The organism is Dehalococcoidia bacterium (assembly GCA_022449765.1).
Classification (GTDB): Bacteria; Chloroflexota; Dehalococcoidia; order Lucifugimonadales; family Australimonadaceae; genus UBA2963.
In genome coordinates, this window is sequence record JAKUPZ010000001.1 from 133612 (window position 1) to 154332 (window position 20721).

The 20721-nt window shown below is 44.6% G+C and carries 16 protein-coding genes; 2 read left to right on the forward strand and 14 right to left on the reverse strand.

What is annotated here, in order from left to right; translation table 11 throughout:
- Position 1 precedes the first annotated feature (1 nt).
- The 7 genes from MK127_00690 to selB form a co-directional block, all read right to left on the reverse strand.
- Positions 2-1204, reverse strand: coding sequence for an argininosuccinate synthase (locus tag MK127_00690; GenBank protein ID MCH2531320.1), 1203 nt, complete (start codon positions 1202-1204; stop codon positions 2-4).
- 20 nt (positions 1205-1224) lie between these two features.
- Complete coding sequence (locus MK127_00695) at positions 1225-2424, reverse strand: aspartate aminotransferase family protein (protein MCH2531321.1); 1200 nt, start codon at positions 2422-2424, stop codon at positions 1225-1227.
- A 75-nt stretch (positions 2425-2499) separates the two neighbouring features.
- Entirely contained in the window at positions 2500-3279 is a 780-nt protein-coding gene (gene argB, locus MK127_00700; protein MCH2531322.1) for an acetylglutamate kinase, read from the reverse strand.
- A 20-nt stretch (positions 3280-3299) separates the two neighbouring features.
- Entirely contained in the window at positions 3300-4511 is a 1212-nt protein-coding gene (argJ, locus tag MK127_00705; protein ID MCH2531323.1) for a bifunctional glutamate N-acetyltransferase/amino-acid acetyltransferase ArgJ, read from the reverse strand.
- A 34-nt stretch (positions 4512-4545) separates the two neighbouring features.
- The gene (locus tag MK127_00710) at positions 4546-5667 is read right to left on the reverse strand and encodes an amidohydrolase (protein MCH2531324.1); all 1122 of its coding nucleotides are present in this window, start codon (positions 5665-5667) and stop codon (positions 4546-4548) included.
- Positions 5668-5679: 12 nt separating this feature from the next.
- A complete protein-coding gene (locus MK127_00715; protein MCH2531325.1) occupies positions 5680-6876 on the reverse strand; it encodes a DNA double-strand break repair nuclease NurA in 1197 nt (398 codons plus the stop codon).
- Between the two features lie 52 nt (positions 6877-6928).
- A complete protein-coding gene (gene selB, locus MK127_00720) occupies positions 6929-8788 on the reverse strand; it encodes a selenocysteine-specific translation elongation factor (GenBank protein ID MCH2531326.1) in 1860 nt (619 codons plus the stop codon).
- Positions 8789-8917: 129 nt separating this feature from the next.
- Between selB and MK127_00725 the strand changes: the two genes are divergently transcribed.
- Positions 8918-11188 carry an aconitate hydratase gene (locus MK127_00725; protein MCH2531327.1) on the forward strand — a complete coding sequence of 757 codons (2271 nt, stop codon included), beginning with the start codon at positions 8918-8920 and terminating at the stop codon, positions 11186-11188.
- 43 nt (positions 11189-11231) lie between these two features.
- A complete protein-coding gene (locus MK127_00730) occupies positions 11232-12497 on the forward strand; it encodes an MFS transporter (GenBank protein MCH2531328.1) in 1266 nt (421 codons plus the stop codon).
- Between the two features lie 11 nt (positions 12498-12508).
- Here the strand turns inward: MK127_00730 and gpmA are convergent, their stop codons facing one another.
- The 7 genes from gpmA to MK127_00765 all read right to left on the reverse strand — a co-directional run bounded on the left by gpmA (position 12509) and on the right by MK127_00765 (position 20720).
- Positions 12509-13258, reverse strand: a complete 750-nt coding sequence (gpmA, locus tag MK127_00735; protein MCH2531329.1) for a 2,3-diphosphoglycerate-dependent phosphoglycerate mutase — start codon at positions 13256-13258, stop codon at positions 12509-12511.
- 9 nt (positions 13259-13267) lie between these two features.
- Positions 13268-14500: a radical SAM family heme chaperone HemW gene (hemW, locus tag MK127_00740; GenBank protein ID MCH2531330.1), complete on the reverse strand. Its 1233-nt coding sequence runs from the start codon at positions 14498-14500 to the stop codon at positions 13268-13270.
- A gap of 29 nt (positions 14501-14529) precedes the next feature.
- Complete coding sequence (gene ychF / locus MK127_00745; protein ID MCH2531331.1) at positions 14530-15630, reverse strand: redox-regulated ATPase YchF; 1101 nt, start codon at positions 15628-15630, stop codon at positions 14530-14532.
- A 69-nt stretch (positions 15631-15699) separates the two neighbouring features.
- Entirely contained in the window at positions 15700-17442 is a 1743-nt protein-coding gene (locus tag MK127_00750; GenBank protein ID MCH2531332.1) for a Na(+)/H(+) antiporter subunit D, read from the reverse strand.
- Entirely contained in the window at positions 17435-17698 is a 264-nt protein-coding gene (locus MK127_00755; protein MCH2531333.1) for a hypothetical protein, read from the reverse strand. The genes MK127_00750 and MK127_00755 overlap by 8 nt, the downstream gene beginning before the upstream one ends.
- Positions 17695-19212, reverse strand: coding sequence for a monovalent cation/H+ antiporter subunit D family protein (locus MK127_00760; protein MCH2531334.1), 1518 nt, complete (start codon positions 19210-19212; stop codon positions 17695-17697). The genes MK127_00755 and MK127_00760 overlap by 4 nt, the downstream gene beginning before the upstream one ends.
- Entirely contained in the window at positions 19209-20720 is a 1512-nt protein-coding gene (locus MK127_00765) for an NADH/ubiquinone/plastoquinone (complex I) (protein MCH2531335.1), read from the reverse strand. Before MK127_00765 ends, MK127_00760 begins: the two co-directional genes overlap by 4 nt.
- Between the last annotated feature and the right edge of the window lies 1 nt (position 20721).

The following is a 20721-nucleotide window of genomic DNA, read 5'->3' on the forward strand; positions in this document are numbered from 1 at the left end:
GTTAAGTAGCTTCTCCACCTTGGATTTCAGCTTGGGTTTTAACAGGCAAGCCGAAGACTGATATGAATCCTACCGAAGCTTGATGATCAAAGGTATCTCCAGCATCATAGGTTGCCAAATTGTGCTGATATAGGGACTCGTCACTGCTACGACCAACTACCGTGCTGGTTCCTTTGTGTAAGCGCGTTCTAACAATGCCATTCACGTGGCTTTGGCTGTTTTTTATATAGGCATCCAAGTTTTCCCGGTGCGCCGTGAACCAAAGTCCGTTGTAGACAATATCCGCATATTCTTGTGAAACACGATCTTTAAACCTTGTCTGTTCTTTGCTTAAGCACATTTGCTCAAGCGATTTATGAGCCTGATGGAGAACATGCCCGGCGGGAGCTTCGTAGATCTCGCGTGACTTGATTCCGACTAACCTGTTTTCGATATGATCAATACGGCCGACTCCATGTTTTCCAGCGATTTCATTTAAATTTTCAACTAGGCTTACGCTCTTAAGTTTCTCTCCGTTAATGGCTACTGGTATCCCTGTTTCAAAAGTAATTTCAATATATTCTGGTGACTCTGGAGCATCTGGGACTGATACTGTCCATGCATAAGCGTCCTCAGGAGGCTCCATCCAAGGGTTTTCTAGATCCCCTGCTTCAATGCTTCGGCCCCATATATTTTCGTCTACCGAGTAAGCACTACGCTTATTTATTTCTAAAGGGATTTGGTTTTTTTGTGCATATGCAATTTCATCGTCTCTTGTCATACCCCATTCTCGAGCAGGTGCGATCACTTTCATTGCTGGAGCTAGCGCAATTGCACTGACATCAAAACGAACTTGATCGTTTCCCTTTCCAGTACAGCCATGTGCTATTGCAAACGCAGATTCTTCTAAGGCAATGCGTACTAAATGTTTTGCAATTAATGGGCGACCTAACGCCGTTGCTAAAGGGTAAACTCCTTCGTATAAAGCACCCGCTTGAAGCGCAGGCCAAACGTATTCGTCAATGAATTCTTCTCTCGCATCCAGAATGTCTGCCCGTATTGCTCCAATATCTAAAGCTCGCTGCCGCGCTGTTTCAAGATCTACTTTTCCACCAAGGTCCATAGTTAAAGTTGCAATATCTGCGCCATAATGTTCTTGGAGCCAGCGGATTGCGACAGAAGTATCAAGCCCTCCACTATATGCAAGAACTATCTTTTCGCTCATGAAATATTCCTTTCATTCATTTATCTGCTTGACAGAGTACTTTTAAGAGCACTTTCAAGCTTGGTAATGCATTCATCGATATCGCTTTTGTTGATAATAAGGGATGGCATAAACCGAATTGCATCAGGTAATACAGGGTTCAATAATACCCCTTGTGCATTAGCTGCACTGACTACCTCACGTGCAATGGGCGAGTTGAACTGTAAAGCAAGCAGAAGACCAACCCCTCGTACTCCAACGATATCCTCATTATAGTTATCTTTTAATTGCGTAAGTTGCTCAACAAGGTATGAACTCATTGCAGAGCAATGTTCTGGGATATTTTTCTCAATCATATGCCGAACTGTCGCATTCGCTGCAGCTGTGGCCAGAACGTTACCCCCGAATGTGCTTCCGTGGTCGCCTGGTTCTAGGACGTTACAATTTTCTTTACAAAGGAATGCGCCTATTGGCACTCCATTTCCAAGCCCCTTGGCTAAAGTCATTATGTCTGGTTCAACACCAAAATGCTGATATCCCCAAAGATGCCCGAGCCTACCCATTCCTGTTTGTACTTCATCAAAAATCAATAGGATATTCTTCTCATCGCACCACTCACGTAATCCTTTCAGATATCCTTCCGTAGGAACGTTAACTCCCCCTTCACCTTGCAGTACTTCAACCATGATTGCGCAAGTTTGATCGGTTGTTTCTTCTTGGATTGCATTTAAATCGTCATAAGGTACGTTTGAAAATCCGGGGGCTAATGGCAACCAAGCTTTTTGATATGCAGGCTGCCCCGTTGCCGCTATCATTCCAAAGGTTCTACCATGAAAAGAGCTAAGTGTTGTAATTACATTTTGAGCTCCACCTCTGTGTAAGCGTCCATACTTACGCGCGAGCTTAATAGCACCTTCATTTGCTTCCGCTCCACTATTTGCGAAGAAAACCTTATCCATACAACTGTTTTCTACCAACGCTTCTGCAAGTTCGAGTTGAGGGACTGTGTAATAAAGGTTGGACATTTGCAAAAGCTTAGCTGCTTGCTGAGTTATCGCATTTGTTACAGAAGGGTGGGAATGACCAAGATTGTTCACTGCTAGCCCTGATGTCATATCTAGGTATTCTTTTCCATTGACATCCCATACACGCATCCCTTCTCCGCGTTCAATTACGATTGGTTGCCTATTGAACGTATGCATATAGTATTGCGATTCTATTTCTTTCCAATCAGTAGCCATTATTGCCTCCATTGGCTTGGTGTGAGGAAGCCAGGATTGTGTCGATTTTACCTTTTTATCAGGTGATTATTGCAATCAAATAACTATTTCAGTACATATCAGAGTTTGATTCAGATGATCTAGCAATGCGTTTGCTTTCGTTCCATTTATAATTGAAGGGCGAACTCCGGCGACCCTTGCCTTATGACAGGCTTGAATTTTAGGAATCATCCCTCCATTTATAACTTTTAAGTTGATAAGCGAATCAATCGAATCAATTTTTATTTCTTCTAATATTTTACCGTTTCCATCAAAAACACCGTCAACATCAGAGAGAAAAATCAAATTCTTGGTTCCATAAGTTGCTGCAATTTCCCCCGCAATCGTGTCAGCGTTTACGTTTAAAAGCTGGTTTGGTCTCTCGATATCGACTGCAATTGGCGCAATTACTGGTACTAGCCCTGCAGAAAGTAATGAAACTAAGATTGATTCATCTACTTCAATAGAACCTGCAACAAAGCCAAGGGATGCATCGGTGACTTTTCCTTGAATTAAACCGCCATCTACACCTGTAATACCTATTGCATTTATCCCCAATGCTCTCAGTTCCGCAACTATTTTTTTATTAACTAATCCTGATAGGACTGAAACTGCCACTTCAAGACTTGAGGCATCTGTGATGCGCAGTCCGTTCGCGAATTTCGCTTCTATCCCGAGTTTATTCATCCAATCAGTCAGTATTGGCCCTCCGCCATGTACAACAATTAAAGGATTGCCGTTCTTATGGAGCGATGCAATATCAAGAAACGAAGTATCATTTGTTCCAAGAGTACTTCCACCGATTTTTATAAGAATTGAAGAACTAGGATTAAGCATTTTCAAGTAATTACTGTTATCTAAGTAGTGTAGGCACTATTGAAGCGCACGTATTCTTCTGTTAGTTCGCAGCCCCATGCAGTTGCAGAACCGCTTCCCAGTCCTAGCTTTAAGGTTAAATTAACTCGCTCGCGACTCATTATTGCGATAACGCTATCTCTGTGGAAAGGTATCGGAGTCCCAGCTTCCATTATAGTGATGTCGTTTATTGAAAAACTCACTTTACTTACATCTAACTCTGCCCCACTATAGCCGGCTGCTGCGACCACTCGACCCCAGTTTGGGTCATTACCGTGTATTGCAGATTTGACTAATGTTGATCCTGCAATTGAGCGCGCAGCTAACCTGGCTTCTTCCACGGAACGAGCCCCTTCAATACTTACAGAAAAAACCTTAGACGAACCTTCCGCGTCTTTTACCAACTGGTATGAGAGATAGTCGCATAATTCTTTCAATGCTTCACAGAAAACATCAGCTTCAGGGGTTCCACTTGTAATAGATTTTTTACTGGCTGCTCCATTTGCAAGTATTAGAACCATATCGTTTGTGCTTGTATCTCCATCGATGGTTACCATGTTAAACGTATCATCACAGGCGTTTTTTAACGCATACTTCAGTAATGATTCCTCTACAGCTGCATCGGTTGTAAGAAAAGCCAGCATAGTTGCCATATTCGGATGAATCATCCCTGATCCTTTTGTGCACCCTCCGATTGTAATGGCATCTCCGTTCAGTTTGAATTGTACGGCTGCAGATTTTGGAACTCGATCGGTCGTCATAATTGCACGCGCAAACGCATCTCCCCCTTCAGGGCTCATCTCAATATTAGGTATACCGCTTCTAATGAGAGCCATGGGGAGCTCAACTCCTATTACTCCCGTTGTTCCGATAGCCAATTCAATAGGGTCCACTTCAACATGTGCAGCTGCGTGTTCAAGGGATTCTTTTGCATCAATCATGCCTTGCGTTCCCACGCCAGCATTGGCTATTCCACTGCTAACAAAAACTCCCTTAACTTTTCCATTTTTGACATTATTACTAGTTAATTCTACCGATGGAGAAACGAATTTATTTGTGGTGTAGATTCCCGCAGAGATGCATTCTTTTTCTGAGAGCAAGATACCCACATCCATTTTGTTTTGGGCATAAGTTTTTATACCTGCATAAGCAGCTCCCGCTATAAAACCGTGGGGTGTAGTAACATTTCCCTCAGTAACTAAATTGGTTTCCATGCTAATCAGAATCCTTCATCACAATTTCATTACACTAAATTGCATATAGTTTCGTACAATTATCCCATAAAATTCTTTGTTTGGTTTCTTTGCTTATATCTTCATGACTGAGAAATTCGTTAACGGATTCAGGGAACTCAGAATCGTGATGAGGATAATCGGACGAAAAAACAATATTTTTGTTGCCAATTGCATCTACGGTATAACCTAGCTCAGCCTCGTCGGCTTCCGTTCCTACGTAACAGTTCGACTTAAAATATTCACTGGGCAATTTCGTGAGAAAAGGTGCGTCCCAATCTTTATATAACTCGTAGTCACGATCCATTCTTCCGAGCCAGAAGGGTACCCATCCGGCATTAGCTTCGAGGTATGCAGCTCGTAGCTTAGGGAAATTTTCGAAAACCCCGCCACATATCATACTTATCACTGCTTTCATCATGCCTATTGGATGAGAGCAGGCGTGAAGCATAAGCCGGTTGTGCCCAAATTCAGAACCGTCTTGCTGGTAAATTGACCCTGTACCTTCATGGAACCCAACAGGTATATTTAATTCTTCTAGTGTTGCCCAGAGCTCAGCGTAATCGGCACTATGAAAATTCACACCATTGACAAAATTCGGGCGCATATAAATACCTACTGCCCCTAATTCTTTGACGGCCCGTATAGCTTCCTTTACTGCCTCTTTTGGATCGTGCTGTGGCACCATAGCCGCTACCTTCATTCTCTGAGGGTCTGTTTGGCAAAGGTCATATAACCAGTCGTTATACGCTCGGCAGACCGCGGACGAAAGTTGGCCATCAACATTGTTTAATCCATTGGGTATGTATAGACAGACGGTCGGGTACATTACCGCAATGTCTATTCCTTCAAGGTTCATTGCTTCTAGCTGAGATGGTCCATTGTATCCCTGTAAGCGCATTTTTGCTGTAGCATCGTCAGTTTTTGCACTCATCCCGTACATACGGTGAGGGTTATCTACATCACAGCTTGGTAAGCGCTCCCCCTGGAAAAGGAATACGCCGCCTCGCTTCCCTGGCGCGCGTGAAATTTGAGGCGCCCATGGCCGGAAGCGTTGATCGAGGTATTTTTCGAACATATCCGAAGGTTCGATAACATGCATGTCCGAATCCATTACTTTGAAATCATTGCGAGACATTTTTTCTCCGTTCTAAATAAACCGGGTACGTTTACTTTTCGATTTTTGTGAGGTGGATGTTGGTAAAGATAAGGAAGATAAGTTTTCATACAGTAAATGATCAAAAGTCGTTCTGTCAGAGCCGTTAATTACCGCCTGTTCATGGGCTTCTTGCAATGCCAATGGATAACCGTTTCCTTTGGCTGTTTGAGAAATGATGCATGAATGGGCGAATTCAATCCCCTCGCTACTTGTCCATTCAGGTATCTCTAATCTTACAATTTCGCTGCCAATGTTCACATAGAAAAAACGTATTTTGTTCTCGCCATAATAATCTAGGACTATTTTCGAAGTGCTTGAGAATACAGATGATCTTTCATTGACTCCCAAGATCCTCCTGAAGAGGTCCGAATCTTTTATGTTGGCTAGGGATTCGCAATTACGAAGCCCTTTGGCCAGTTCTCTGCAATTGGAATCACAATTTACTGTGTCCCATCCGCATATACTTGAAGAGATCCGCATTGCGTTTACAACTTCAGAGCTTCCAGGGAAGCTGATGTGACTCGCAACTGCAAACACTCGCTGATCTGAAGCCTTTCTTAGTCGCTCCATCGCAGTAAACATTCGTTTTTCAATGAATTCAGACTTGATATATTCTGGGAATCCTTCCAATCCCCATAGGATCAAGCTTCCATCTAGTAGTGCAAGAATAGGGACATTTTGTGGGCACTCGTCAACAATATCTGCAAGAGCCTCTATCTCCATAATTGTACGGGTTAGGCCCATTAGCGCTCCTTTAATTGGGAGTTCTCCGATACCTTTTGGATTGATGATGTTTAAGGCTGATTGCTCTGCGCAAAATAAAGGGGAATTGCGCAGCGATGCTGATGATTCAGCACCATACTTTATTAACGCACTGCCTATATTGATTAGGTAGCATTGTATTGACGAATGTCGATCTATATCGATATGAGAGCCATCTACTGCCGCAACAATATGATTTGATAATAGACCGTCGGGAGATTTGGATAAATTAATGAGTGTAGGAATTTGAGGAATTAACCAAGTTGTTTTACTTTGAAGACGTCGCTTTTCAAGGGAATTTGGGTTTTCCTCATTGAATGCTTTCACTGCAGTATCTAATGCCTTGGTATTATCCGAGTACTGTTTTTGTAAAAGAGAAGATGCGTTAAAAAGTTGTAATGCCGCTTTGTTGATATCTAATGACATATTTAGATGGTCATTAACTAAGGGTGTTCATGCAAGACCTATTCGCCTACTTTTATAGCAATATTCGTGCATCCCCATTACGTCTTGTGATTTTTTGCTCATCTAGACACTCCAAGATTGCTAGCGCGTATTTTCTGGATGTCGAGAATAAATCACGGGCTTCTGCTACCGTGATACTCCCGTGATCTTTGATGTAATTAGAAATTTTAGTTTTTAGATTTTCGTAATTATCTTGGGTAAAGCATATGCCCTGAGTCGAGCGAATTAATCTTCCTTCCGAAATTAGCAATGCTTGTAAAGACAGTTCAATACTTGGAGGCTCTAGCATAAACGGATCCTTTTGAAGGGCATTAAAATAATTTTCTATTTCGATGATTTGACTTTCAGTAAGCGATATTTTGTGACTTGATGATACGAGTAATCCCGCTTCATTCTGGTAGATCCCAACTTGAGTTAAGTTAGCTAGGACTATGGAAGAAATTGGGTTGCTGAGGTTTAGCTTGCCTTTCATTTCCTCTTTGGACATCCCGCTTTTGAGCGGGTTTGCACGATGGAAATCTTCAAGTTCTTTTTCTCCTTGTAATTCCAGCTTAGACCAATTGCTAGATTTGTAGATTAGCGAATTAGAATTATCTTGGGCGTCGATGCATATAAGAGGTTCCACAGAGGAGTAGGAATTAAGTACTATTCCGCGAATTTCAGATGCTGATATGTTTAATTTTTTTGACAAGTCGTTTAAGAATACAGGTTCAAAAGATTCTAATTCGCGGTAAATATTTGAAATGGGCTGATCGGATTCAATATTTTTGAGGGCGGTAATGACCGCTGGACTATTTCGACGATGTCGCTTTGCATCGATTTTTATCACCGTTCCTCCTCCAATAGTTGTATCAGCAGAACGGATAATGAATCGATCGCCTTCAAGCAAGTGCAGCTTTTCATTTAAGGTAATTTGCGCCCAAGCGGTTGATCCCGGTGATATTTCATTAGTATCTAATAAGCGAATTTTTGCTTGAGTTTCGGATGTGTTTGAGTGAAAAGACACAGGGAAATTATGGCGAATACTGTGTGGTGCATCATTGAGTAATTTTAGATTTGTGTCTATTGCTGAGGTTGACCTTGCCCAGCCGGGCAGCATGACCACGCTTCCTCGAGTTATTTCATTTGCGTTTATTCCCCCAAGATTTAAAGCTACTCTGTTTCCAGGACCAATGAGTTCAACTTTTTTTTGATGGGACTGTATTCCTCTAATTCGGCCGTTAATGGCCTGAGGTTGCACCTCAATTGACTGCCCAATTGCGAATTGGCCATCTATTAGCGTTCCGGTAACTACTGTGCCAAATCCAGAAATGGAAAATACTCGATCTATGGGAAGCCTGGGTTGGTTTTTGTCCGTATGGTTTTCAGATTCCGATAAAAGATCGTCGATAGTGTTTTTTAGTTCATTGAGACCCCATTTTTTGGTTGAAGAGACAATTCGTATAGGAGATTTTGAAAGCGGGGTATCGGTTAAGGTTTCTGTGATTTCTAATTCAACTATCGATAGTAAATCTTGGTCTACAGTGTCGGACTTAGTTATGACTATAATCGCTTTTGAAATCCCCAAAAGGTTCAGTATTCCAATATGCTCTCTTGTCTGAGGCATTACGGACTCGTCCGCAGCAACGATCAATAATGCAAGATCAATATTCCCTACACCTGCGAGCATGTTCCGAATAAATTTTTCATGCCCTGGGACATCCACGATACTGACTTCGCGACCACTCGGAAGTTCCATCCATGCGAAGCCTAGGTCTATGGTCATACCGCGGCGTTTTTCTTCATCAAGCCTGTCAGGGTCGATTCCTGTTAAAGCTTCTATAAGTGTTGACTTGCCATGGTCTACATGGCCAGCAGTTCCTATTACATACATGTGATCAGGATAGCAAAAGGTCAATTATTATTCTGCGAAAAACATACTGGATCAAAAAAAATTATTTCCTGTGTTAACCTTGTGCGCTGCAAGAGGTAATTAGAGTCTCTTTTAAACCGGGAGGGTTTTATGGCAGTTCCTTTGGTGGATTCTACAGCTGAATTTGTTAATTCGGCATACGAGAAAATTGAAAAACGATTAGAAATAGTGCGAGGGCGCTTAGGCAGGCCCTTAACTTTTACAGAGAAAGTCTTATTGGGTCATTTGGACGACCCTGCTGAGGCAGAGTTATTACCAGGGGAAAGCTATTTAAATTTACGGCCAGATCGCGTAGGACTCCAAGATGTCACCGGCCAGATGGCTATCCTGCAATTTATGCAGGCCGGGAAGGAAACCACTGCAGTACCCTCTACAGTCCATTGCGATCATTTGATAACAGCTTTTGAAGGAGCGCAGTCAGATACAGATTTGGCGAAATCAGAGAGTAAGGAAGTTTTTGAATTTCTTCGTTCTTCGGCAGCGAAATACGGACTTGGCTTTTGGGGCCCAGGCTCAGGGATAATCCATCAGGTTATTTTAGAAAATTATGCTTTCCCTGGATTAATGATAATTGGTACAGACTCCCATACTCCTAATGCTGGAGGAATCGGCGCTTTTGCCTCTGGTGTAGGTGGCGCTGATGCTGTTGATGTCATGGCTGGTTTTCCGTGGGAAGTGCTGTATCCAAAATTAATAGGGGTAAAACTCACCGGGTCTCTCAGCGGCTGGTCCGCGCCCAAAGACGTCATATTGAAGCTAGCGGGCATATTAACTGTCTCAGGAGGTACAAATGCAGTGGTGGAGTACTTCGGCCCGGGTACTAGTTCGATAAGTACTACTGGTAAGGCAACCATTTGTAACATGGGTGCAGAGTTAGGTGCCACAACTTCTATATTCCCTTATGACAATAGAGGGAGTATATATTTGCAAGCGACTGAAAGACCTGAGCTAGCTGAAATTGCGGACAAATTCCAACACTTGCTTGTAGCAGATGCTGAAGTGGAAGAGAACCCTGAAAAATTCTTTGATAGGGTTATTGAAATTGATTTGAGTACGTTAGAGCCTCATGTGGTAGGCCCTCATACACCTGATTTGGCAAGGCCTATCTCTGAATTAGGCCAAGCCATAATCTCAGAGAATTACCCTGAGAAAATTTCCTCGACTCTTATTGGTTCCTGCACAAATTCTTCGTATGAGGATGTATCGAGAGCGGCTGAAGTAGCAAAGCAAGCAGCAGCTCATGGTCTAAAGGCTGCAGTTGATCTACTGGTAACCCCTGGTTCAGAGGCCGTTCATGCAACGATTCAAAGGGATGGGCAGATGTCTACTCTTGAAGATTCAGGCGCTACGGTGATGGCCAATGCTTGTGGTCCATGTATTGGTCAGTGGAAAAGAACTTCAATTAATAAAGGTGATGTGAACGCGATTGTCACTTCATTTAATCGAAACTTTCCTGCAAGAAATGATGCAAATCCATCCACAATGAATTTTATTGCAAGCCCTGAGATGGTAATGGCATTTGCATTAGCAGGCAGACTGTCATTCAATCCACTTGTGGATAGCTTGATAGGCTCGGATGGCAAGGAATTTAAATTAACGCCTCCTGGCCCTGCTCCTGAAGTACCTGAGAATGGATTTGCTGGCAGAGGATTTGGGTATGAGGCTCCTGCCGAAACTGGCAGCAAGATTGAAGTTAATGTTGATCCTAATTCAACTCGGCTACAAGTACTTTCGCCATTTACCCGCTGGGATGGTAATGATTTTGAAAATCTCCAAGTATTAGTCAAGGCTCAAGGTAAATGTACGACAGATCATATTTCTCCTGCGGGTCCTTGGTTGCGATTTAGAGGGCATTTAGATCGCCTGAGCGACAACGCTTTTTTGGGTGCTGTTAATGCCTTTACTGGAGAAGCAGGGGAAGGATTAAATCAAATAACAGGCGAAAGGGCTGCATTCCCTAAAGTGGCACGTTACTACAAGGAGCAAGGGTTAAGCTGGGTAGCTATCGGAGATTATAATTACGGAGAAGGCAGCTCCCGAGAACATGCTGCGATGTCGCCACGTTTGCTTGGCTGTAAAGCAGTGATTGTAAGAAGCTTTGCAAGAATTCACGAAACTAATCTAAAGAAGCAAGGGATCGTACCGCTTAGTTTCAGTGAACCTGATGATTATGACAAAATCCTTGAAGCCGACACTATAAGTGTTCAGGGTTTAGACGAGCTAAGCCCAGGAAAACCTGTTAGGGCGGTGATCCATCATTTTGAAGGCGGGGAAGAGGAAATTGAATTAAGGCATACGATGAGTGAAGAGCAAATCGAATGGTTTAGAGCCGGAGCAGCTCTCAACATACTAGGAAAATAAAAACTCTATAACCAATCCGAACTATTAATGTTAAGGTTTGGTAATGGTTCCAGAGGTGCATCCGGAATTTTCAAATAACCCGTCGCGTTTAGGTGCTTTAGCCTTTCGAGATTTTCGTTTTTATTGGGTTCATGGCTTACTTCAGGGGATCGCGCGAAATATGCGCGAGTTGCTGACGTTTTACCTTGTTTTTGAAATCTCAGGCTCAGCTTTACAGTTGGGAATTACTGGTGTTTTTCAAGGAGTGCCGATATTAATTTTTGGCCTTCTTGGTGGCGCAATGGCGGATTCTTTTGACCGTAAACGTTTATTAATTTACACGCAATTGGCGAATGTATTGTTTCTTGGAATTATCGCTATATTGGTTTTTTCGGACACCATAATGGTTTGGCATCTTTGGGTGCTTGCAAGCCTTGCATCTGCTGTGAATGCATTGGGCCGCCCTGCTCAGAGAGCATACCTACCAAGGATGGTTCCTCGAGCCCACGTAATGAATGCAATTACTTGGTTTGGAGCGTTGAGCCAGGGGACTCTTTTTGTAGGGCCGATGTTGGCTGCAATTCTAATCGCTTCAGTTGGCGTAGGATGGGCATTTACCAGCAATGCAATAATTTTGCTCTGCGGGGCATTTGCTACGCTTGCAATCAGAGCGTCGGGTGCTCAAGAAGGGACTCCGCCTAGGGTTTCACTTAAATCTATATGGGAAGGTGTTCAATTCCTTCGTACCAAAGAAGTTCTTTTTGGTTCGTATTTACTAGATTTTGGCGTAATGTCATTTGGTTTTTTCCGACCTTTAATGCCAGTACTTGCAGTCGATGTATATCAAGTCGGTGAAATTGGATTGGGACTGTTAACTGCAGCCCCTGCTGTCGGGTCAATAATGGCTTCTGGCATATTACTTGTGGTTGGCGATATTCGGAGGAAAGGAGCTGCAGTAGTACTTAGCTATGTAGGTTATGCCGTTGGTTTGATCGCTTTAGGATTTTCACCATGGTTTTGGATGGCCCTGTTAGTTTTGGTAATTTTAGGTCTGATGGATGTAGTTAGCTTTACTGTAAGGCAAGCCCTCATACAATTAGTCGCACCTGATAAATATAGAGGCAGGGCCGGTAGTTTTTCCACAATACTTGCTGGTGTTGGTAATTCTACGGGATCTGCCGAGATGGGGGCCTTAGCAGGCGTAATCGGCGCTCCTTTTGCTCTTGTTATTAATGGCATTATCGGGCTTGCAATCACGGGCTCTGCTGCAGCAAAATGGCCCGGGTTATGGTTATACGATGAGGATAAGGAAAGCCATGGTATGGACTAACCCAAGTAATACTATTTTGCGGCTTTCCCTTGGGACGCAACCTGCGCCATAGCTTGTTCAATAGCGGCTTGATCTCCTAAGAACCTACTTCCTTTTGTCTGTAAATTCTCATCTAATTCATATACTAGAGGTACGCCCGTGGGAATGTTGAGGTCTATTATATTGGACTCAGAGACATTATCTAAATATTTAACCAAAGCCCTTAGGCTGTTCCCATGAGCAACAATCAATACTTTTTGGCCTGATTTTATAACTGGCGCGATAGTTTTTTCCCAATAAGGTACAAATCTAGCAACCGTATCTTTCAATGATTCAGTGAGAGGAAGATCGGATGATTTAATCGATGAATACTTAATGTCTTTGCTGGGGTGTTGTTCATCAGTGCTTTTTAATTCTGGTGGTGGGGTATCGTAACTTCTTCGCCATATGAGTACTTGCTCCTCGCCATGTTCTGCCGCAGTTTCAGCTTTATTGAGCCCTTGCAGTGCACCATAGTGTCGTTCGTTAAGGCGCCAATTACGGATTACAGGTATCCACATTAAATCCATCTCATCCTGCACAATCCAAAGTGTACGGATCGCTCTTTTGAGCACTGACGTATATGCAATATCAAATGTAAATCCTTCTGCAATTAGAAGTTTGGCGGATTCACGTGCTTCTTTGCGCCCATTCTCTGTAAGATCGACATCTGTCCAACCTGAAAATCTGTTTGTGAGGTTCCACTCGCTTTCCCCGTGCCGTAAAAGTACTAATTGAGGCATTTTTCTTCCTTAAATATTCGTAGATGCCACATTTGGCGTCTCTGCTACAAACCGCATAAATGCTTCATTCCCCAAAATGCGGCCATACTCCGTCAACCGTAGATAGGTATTATTCCATTGTAGTAGCCCAAGTTCTAAGCACTCCGATGTGGCATCTGAGAAGGCACTTGTAATGCTGATACCAAATCGCTCCTTAAATTCTATGTCGCTAACTCCCTGATTAAGCCTAAGCCCCATCATCATTGTTTCGACCATTGCTGTTGATGCGTCAAGTTTTTCGCAAGAATCAATTGCGCCTGCTACACGAATGGAATCGTAGCTAACTCTATTATCTATTGTCCATCCTTGGATTCGTTGTATATAGGTACGCGGGGGATTTAAATTGGCAAATCGTAGCCCAAATTCCCCTGTTTCTTCTGTTCCGTAAAGATAGCTATGCGCACCAGGTCCTACTCCCAAATACGGGTTACTTTTCCAGTATGCAAGGTTATGGGAACTTTCTTTATTTGGTTTACTCCAATTGGATATTTCATATTGGTGCATTTGGTTTGAGGCTAACAAAGACTGAGCACTTGAATACATTTCTGCAGCTAAGTCTGCATCCGGTTCTGGAATTTTGCCAATTTTCACATCATTTTCAAGAGGAGTACCTTTTTCTAAGGTGAGAGCATATGCAGAGATATGCTCAGTGTCTAAAGCTATTGCAGTTTCAACAGACTGAGCCCAGCTTGAAAAATATTGATTAGGTAATCCAAACATTAAATCTAAGCTAATATTGTCAAACCCTGCTTCGCGCGCGTTCTTTACTGCGTCGATTGCTTGTTGAGAACTGTGTCTACGTCCCAAGAGTTGAAGTTCATTGTCATTGAATGATTGAACACCTATGGAAATCCGATTAAATCCAGATTTTCGCATCGTTTGTAGCCTTTCCCTACTACAGTCGCCTGGGTTAGCTTCAACAGTTTGTTCAATGGAAGGATCTATTTCAAAAGACTCATTAATTGTACGCATTAACAATTTGACGTCAGGTGTCGGTAAATAGGAAGGTGTTCCGCCTCCCCAGAAAACACTTGATAACTTAGGACTCCCAAGCCAATCAGCCCATTTTGCGATTTCTTGGTTAAGAGCGTTGATGTACTGAGGCATGAGTGATTCAATACCTGAGTATGTATTGAAGTCACAATAAGGACATTTTGTTTCACAGAAAGGGATATGGACGTATAGTGCGATGCTCTTATTCATTTCTGAAATTATGAATCAAACTCATCTTTCTAAACATTATTAAGGAAATTTACCACGTCGCCATCTTGCATAACGTAGGTTTTCCCTTCGGAACGTAAGACTGCTTGTTTTCTCGCTTCTGCTATGCTTCTTACTCGCGACAAGTCTGTGTATGCAATTACTTCAGCACGGATAAAACCACGTTGAATGTCAGAATGGATTTTGCCTGCGGCTTCGACTGCTGTCATTCCATTACGTATAGTCCATGCTCGAGTTTCATCTTCTCCAGTGGTTAAGAATGAAATAAGACCTAGTAATTCATAGGAAATTTTAACCATCCTATCCAGGCCAGGTTCTCCTGCATCAAGTGTGTCTCGAAAATCTTGCTCATCCTCGGGGTTCATTTGCCCAAGCTGCATTTCTAAGTCCCCGCATAACGCCGCTACTCCGATAGTAGAGCTTGCGAAAGTATTGATCATTGAATTTTCGATTTCGTGTGTTTGGTGTATGTCATTTTCGTCAATATTGAAAACAATTATAAGTGGTTTAGAACTAAGCAATTGAAAATTCTCTAATAAAGGGGCAGCCTCTTCTGGTAATTCTTGGTCCCGAACAGGGATCTCATTTTCTAACCCTTCTTTGATATTTGTGATGAGCAGTTGTTCTTTGTTAAGTAAGTCCTTATCCGCTTGTTTCGCAGATTTTAATTGATTCGATATCCTCTCTTGTCGGCGTTCTAAAATTGCTAAATCTGAAAACATCAACTCTAATTGAAGGGTAGATGCGTCACGATAGGGATCGATAGAATCCTCAAAATTGGGAACAGAAGGGTTTTCAAACGCACGACTTACTAGGAGTAAGGCTTCACAGCGCTGTAGGACATTCAGATACTCTCCCCCAATGCCTTTTGTTTTTCCTAGCCCATCTGGAGATGTCGGGATATCAATATATTCAACTTCTGCATATATTATTTTCTTGGGATTTGAAATACTTGCTAAATCTTCGAGTCGAAAGTCTGGAACTTTTGCCACACCGACGTTAGGTCGGGCCCCACTTGACTTAAAGGAAGCTGTTTCGGCATGTCCCTTAGTAACGGCATTAAAAATAGTAGTTTTCCCTGATTGTGGGAGACCGAATATACCTATAGCCAAAGGTAAACCTCGAGGGCAAACGTACGACCCTGTGCTTTGGGGTCGCCAACACTAAGATTTTAGCACACGTTAGGTAAGGGCGCCGATTAGGAAAACGATAGAGAATGTGACCAAAATCGCAGCGATCACAATTCCGATTGGAGGCCGACCAAGGAAGGCCAATGCCGCTTCATTACCATTGCGCTGGGCGTAGCCAATACGTTTTAGGATTCCGGCCCATCCTGCTGCGGGTACCATTGCAAGCAAGCTTAACTTGCGAGCAGTGAAGTGGACCAAGCGCTCAAAGAAGGTAAAGAATTGCTCAAGTGGGCGTTGGATCAATACTCTTACAGGAGTCTGGGCTTTTCGGTAGAACCAGTCGGTATCAAGTGTTACTGAAGACTCGCCCTTGAGCTTGTGCCGAAGCAGCCAGGCTCCAATTGCTGTAAATCCAAGCATTTGTAGAGTACTTACGACGTGATCTGAGGTATAAGGCTCGTAGTGATTCGCGTAGGGTAGTACATCATAGAGTGCACTTGGGTAGACACCAATGCCAACGCATAGAGCAGCGGCAAAGAGCATTGCAATGATCATGCCGCGGGGAACTGGATTAACTTTTATGTCATCACGTCGTGGTCCAAACCAGATGAAATAAGGAAGCTTCAGTCCCGTGTGTAGGAACGTACCGACGGATGCCAAGTACAATAGTGCCACCACCCAGGACATATGCTCCTCTTCCGCAGCAAAGATCACCATCGACTTCGACACGAACCCGCTAAACAAAGGGAATGCTGAAATGGCAAAAGCACCGATCATGTAGAGAACCACCACAGTCCGCATACGGTCAGAAATCCCTCCGAGAGCCGTAAGGGTTCGACGACCGGTCGCGTATATCGCTGCGCCCGCTCCCATGAAGAGCAAGCCTTTGTAAATGACATGTGCAAAGGCGTGTGATGCTGCACCATTCAGTGCGACCTCAGTACCAATGCCTACCGCGGTGACCATGTAGCCTACCTGGCTGATGATGTGGTAGGCAAGCAGTCGCCGTATATCATTCTCTAGTACGGCAAAAACTACTCCATATAGTGCCATGATCACGCCTAGGAAGATGAGGAGTTCCCAACCTGCGAAGCCACGAGCTAGTACATAGACAGCCGTCTTTGTAGTAAAGGCACTTAGGAATACGCTGCCCGTGATTCCCGCTTCCGGATAGGCATCAGAGAGCCACGCATGGAGGGGAACGATAGCAGCGTTGATTGCGAAGCCACCGAGAATTAGCCATCCAGCGACTGAGCCTTCAAAAATTGTGAAATCGAGTGATCCGCCAGCCCCTAAGTGTAACAGGATCCCCGCTAGTAACACGCTGCCGCCGGCCATGTGTACGTAGAGGTATCGCGTTCCAGCCGCTCGTGATTGGGGGAAGCCTCCGGCCCAAATCAGGTAAGCAGATGTCAACGCCATAAGCTCCCAAAAGAGTATTAGCGTAAGGAGGTCTCCGGCGAAAACGACACCGATAGATGTGCCAGCATATCCCAGCGCTGCAGACTGTTGGAAACGGTCATTGAGGTGCCAGGCGTATATGCCACCTAGAGTTGCGGCGATTGCAAAAACATACCCGAAGACAAGGCTGAGACCATCGACACGCAGGGGCTCAAGCTCAAGTGAAAGCCAAGTTAAGTTCCACGAGGAGCCATCATCAAGCACCCAAAATAATTGTCCGAGGACGAGCAATGGCGCCCCGATCGTGATCAGCCTGCGGATATTCAAGTTGGGAATAAGTGTGACCAAGGCGGCTGCAACTAGCATTATGATCACGGGAGGTAGGCTACTCATTTTCTCGATTTTCCTCCACTGTATCGAGATGATCTCCAGTATATGGATCCTTGGTACGCATTAGAAACGCGTGACCTAGCCACTTAGAGATCCAAACTATGCCCAGGCAGGCAAACAGCCCACCAGCAGCCCAGAATAGAAAGTTTTCGCTGCCCCAAAATAATCGGTGTCGGTAGTCAACCAAGAACGTTTCCGCTCCCGCCGAGATTACCAAGCCAATTATTATGGCAATTAAGCTGCTTCGTTCTATTCTCATTGGACACCACCAACGATCGTGCTATTGAGTCCTGATGCGGAATCAGCTACTGCGTGGGCAAGGTTATAGAAATGGAAAGGAAAATCCGGTAATACACCTAGTACGAGTGCCAGAACACCCGTGATAGCTAAGGGCATCACCATACGCATATCAGCCTCGCCATAACGCGTGTGATCGGGCGAGGTTCGCATGAATGCGCGAAGTATGATGGGGAATAGATAGCCTGCACTAAGCACCCCGCTGACAAGATACACGGCGAGGAAAACCTGTTGCCCTACCTCAGCAGCACCCCATCCTAGGTACATCTTGCTTGTAAAAAGAACGAAAGGCGGAATTCCAGCCATGCTTAACGAAGCTAGAGTGAAAGCCCCCATGGTTATTGGCATTTGCCTGCCAATGCCGTCGAGTTCACTAACGTTGTCCTTATGGGTTCGAACATGAATAGCCCCCGCTACAAAGAAGAGAGTAATCTTGGTCACTCCATGCCCGACGATGTGGAGTAAGGCTCCTGTGAGTGCGATGGGTCCTAGAAGAGCGACTCCTAGGACTATGTATGAAAGGTGGCTGATGGTTGAATAAGCCAACCGGCGCTTGAGATTGTCATGCCTGAGGGCAAGAGTAGAGCCAATAACGATCGTCGCTCCAGACATTACTGCAACGACAATCCATGCGCCCATCTCTTGCAGTAATGCGGAACCAAATACAAATACCATAACACGGACAATTCCAAAAACTCCTGCTTTTACGACTGCTACTGCGTGAAGAAGAGCAGAAACAGGCGTCGGGGCGACCATCGCGCTTGGTAGCCAACTGTGTAGTGGCATGACTGCCGCCTTGACTCCCACACCTAGAGCGAGCATGCCGAAAAGTCCCCACTGAGTTGCCTGATTGAGGCCTGCTTGGTGGAGGAACCCACCAGCTGAAAACGTGGCATCGATGCCAAGCACATGCATCCAGGCAGTCGCGCCGATTAGAAGGAGCCCTCCGGATAATGTGTAGGTCAAATACTTTCGACCTGCAACGATGGCTTCTTCCGTTTCCCTGTGGGTTACTAGAGGGTAGGTAGACAGAGTTAGCAATTCATAAAATAGCACAAATGTGAGGAGATTTTCCGCGAGAGCTACTCCAATTGCCGCGCTAATACTGAGGGCAAACGCAGAGAAGAAACGCGTTTGTTTATGTTCGTTCCCACCGCGCATGTAGCCTACTGCGTACACGCCAGCCAATATCCATAGACCTGATGCAAGACCGCCGAAAATCATGCCCGCTGGGTCAGCACGTAGCGCGATATCGATACCAGGTGAGAGTTCAATGATTGTCATTTGCGCGAGTCGGCCTTGACGTGTTTCGTTCAGCATTAACAAAACGACTGCGACGAGTAGGATTGCGGCTACGGTCGACCAAGAATCCCTGAGGTTTGGATGACGGGACGTCGTTAGAGCAATGAGCATGGCGGCACCGACTGGGATCAGGACAGCGATTAAAGGTAGAGGAGATGAGAAAATTTCGTTCATGACACCCCTGGCCTCAGGATGTTATCAATGATGACTACGTTAAAGACACCGATTGCCACAATTGCGACAGCAAGTATGATTAAAGGTGCCCACACATCAATCTGAGATTCTTTGGCACGTGCAACTTCTGTGCGTATAGCTGAACTAGGTGTCTCATCGTGGCTATCATGAACTATGTTGGATTTCGCGGGTCTAAGATAAGCCTGCTCTAGCACCTTGAACAAATACACCGCGGTTAGCAGGCTACTTAGGAGTACTACGACTACTACTGCCCAATCGCCTTGATTCAATCCTGCTTGAATCATGTACCACTTACTGAAGAATCCAGCAGTAGGAGGTATTCCCACCATCGAGATTGCAGCTAGGGTGAAGGCTGCCATTGTAACGGGCATACTTCGCCCCAAACCCGCAAAATTATGGACCTTTTGTAGCCCAACTTGTAGACGTATTGACGCTGCTGCAAGAAAGAGAGTCGACTTCATGGCAGCATGATTAACGATATGCAAAAGTGCGGCAACGAAGGCAAGTGGCGTCGCGAGACCAATTCCAACCGCGATTAAGGCTAACTGACTGATGCTGCTATATGCCAACATCCTACGAATATCTGTTTGGCTTGCTGCGGCAATCGAGCCAAATGCAATTCCGATAAGACCAAGGATGACGAGTGCATCGGCGACAGGGACAATGTCAGTAAGGTATCCATGAGGGAACACGCTCAAAAACATTCTTAACATAGCGTATGCAGCGACCTTGGTCATGATGGGAGAGATGAGTGAGTTCACAGAGGAAGGAGCATGCTGATATGCATCTGGTAGCCAAAAATGCATGGGGACAAGCCCCATTTTGAGGCCTAGCCCTGCAAATATGAGGACGGCACCAGCTTGAACAGCACGTGTGGCTTCCGCATCGGGAAGTAGTAGGCGAGCCTCTTCCATATTTAAAGTACCTGTTGCGAAATAGATGAAACCGACACCCAGGAGATAAAAAGCCCCTCCGATGGATCCGATGATTAGATAGCGAAACCCTGCGAGCATCGCGTTACGGCCACCAATGAAGACCAGAGCGTAGGCGGAGAGAGAGGAGATTTCAAGGAAGACGAAAAGGTTGAATAAATCTCCAGTTACAACGATTCCCGTCAGACCTCCCAAAAGGAGGAGCACGAGAGAGTAGAAAATTCCGGTACTACGGTCAGCAGATTCTTTCAGGACCCATCGGCGTGTTGAGATAAGCACTAGGAATGAAACTGTGGTGATCACAACGCATACATATGCCGCTACTTCATCGACGACGTATTCGATCCCGACTGGTGGAGCCCACCCTCCTAGATCGTAGTACAAGGTTCCATGTGTTAAAACTCGATCGAGTGCCAAGAATGAGGCGATCGTAGAGATAAAAACTCCACATAGTGTGGCTGCAAAAACCGAGCCCCCCCAAACTTGTCCAAGAAGCGGCGTGAGCAGCGAGAAAATTAGTAGCGTCATCGGGATGATTACAGGTAATTGATCCATC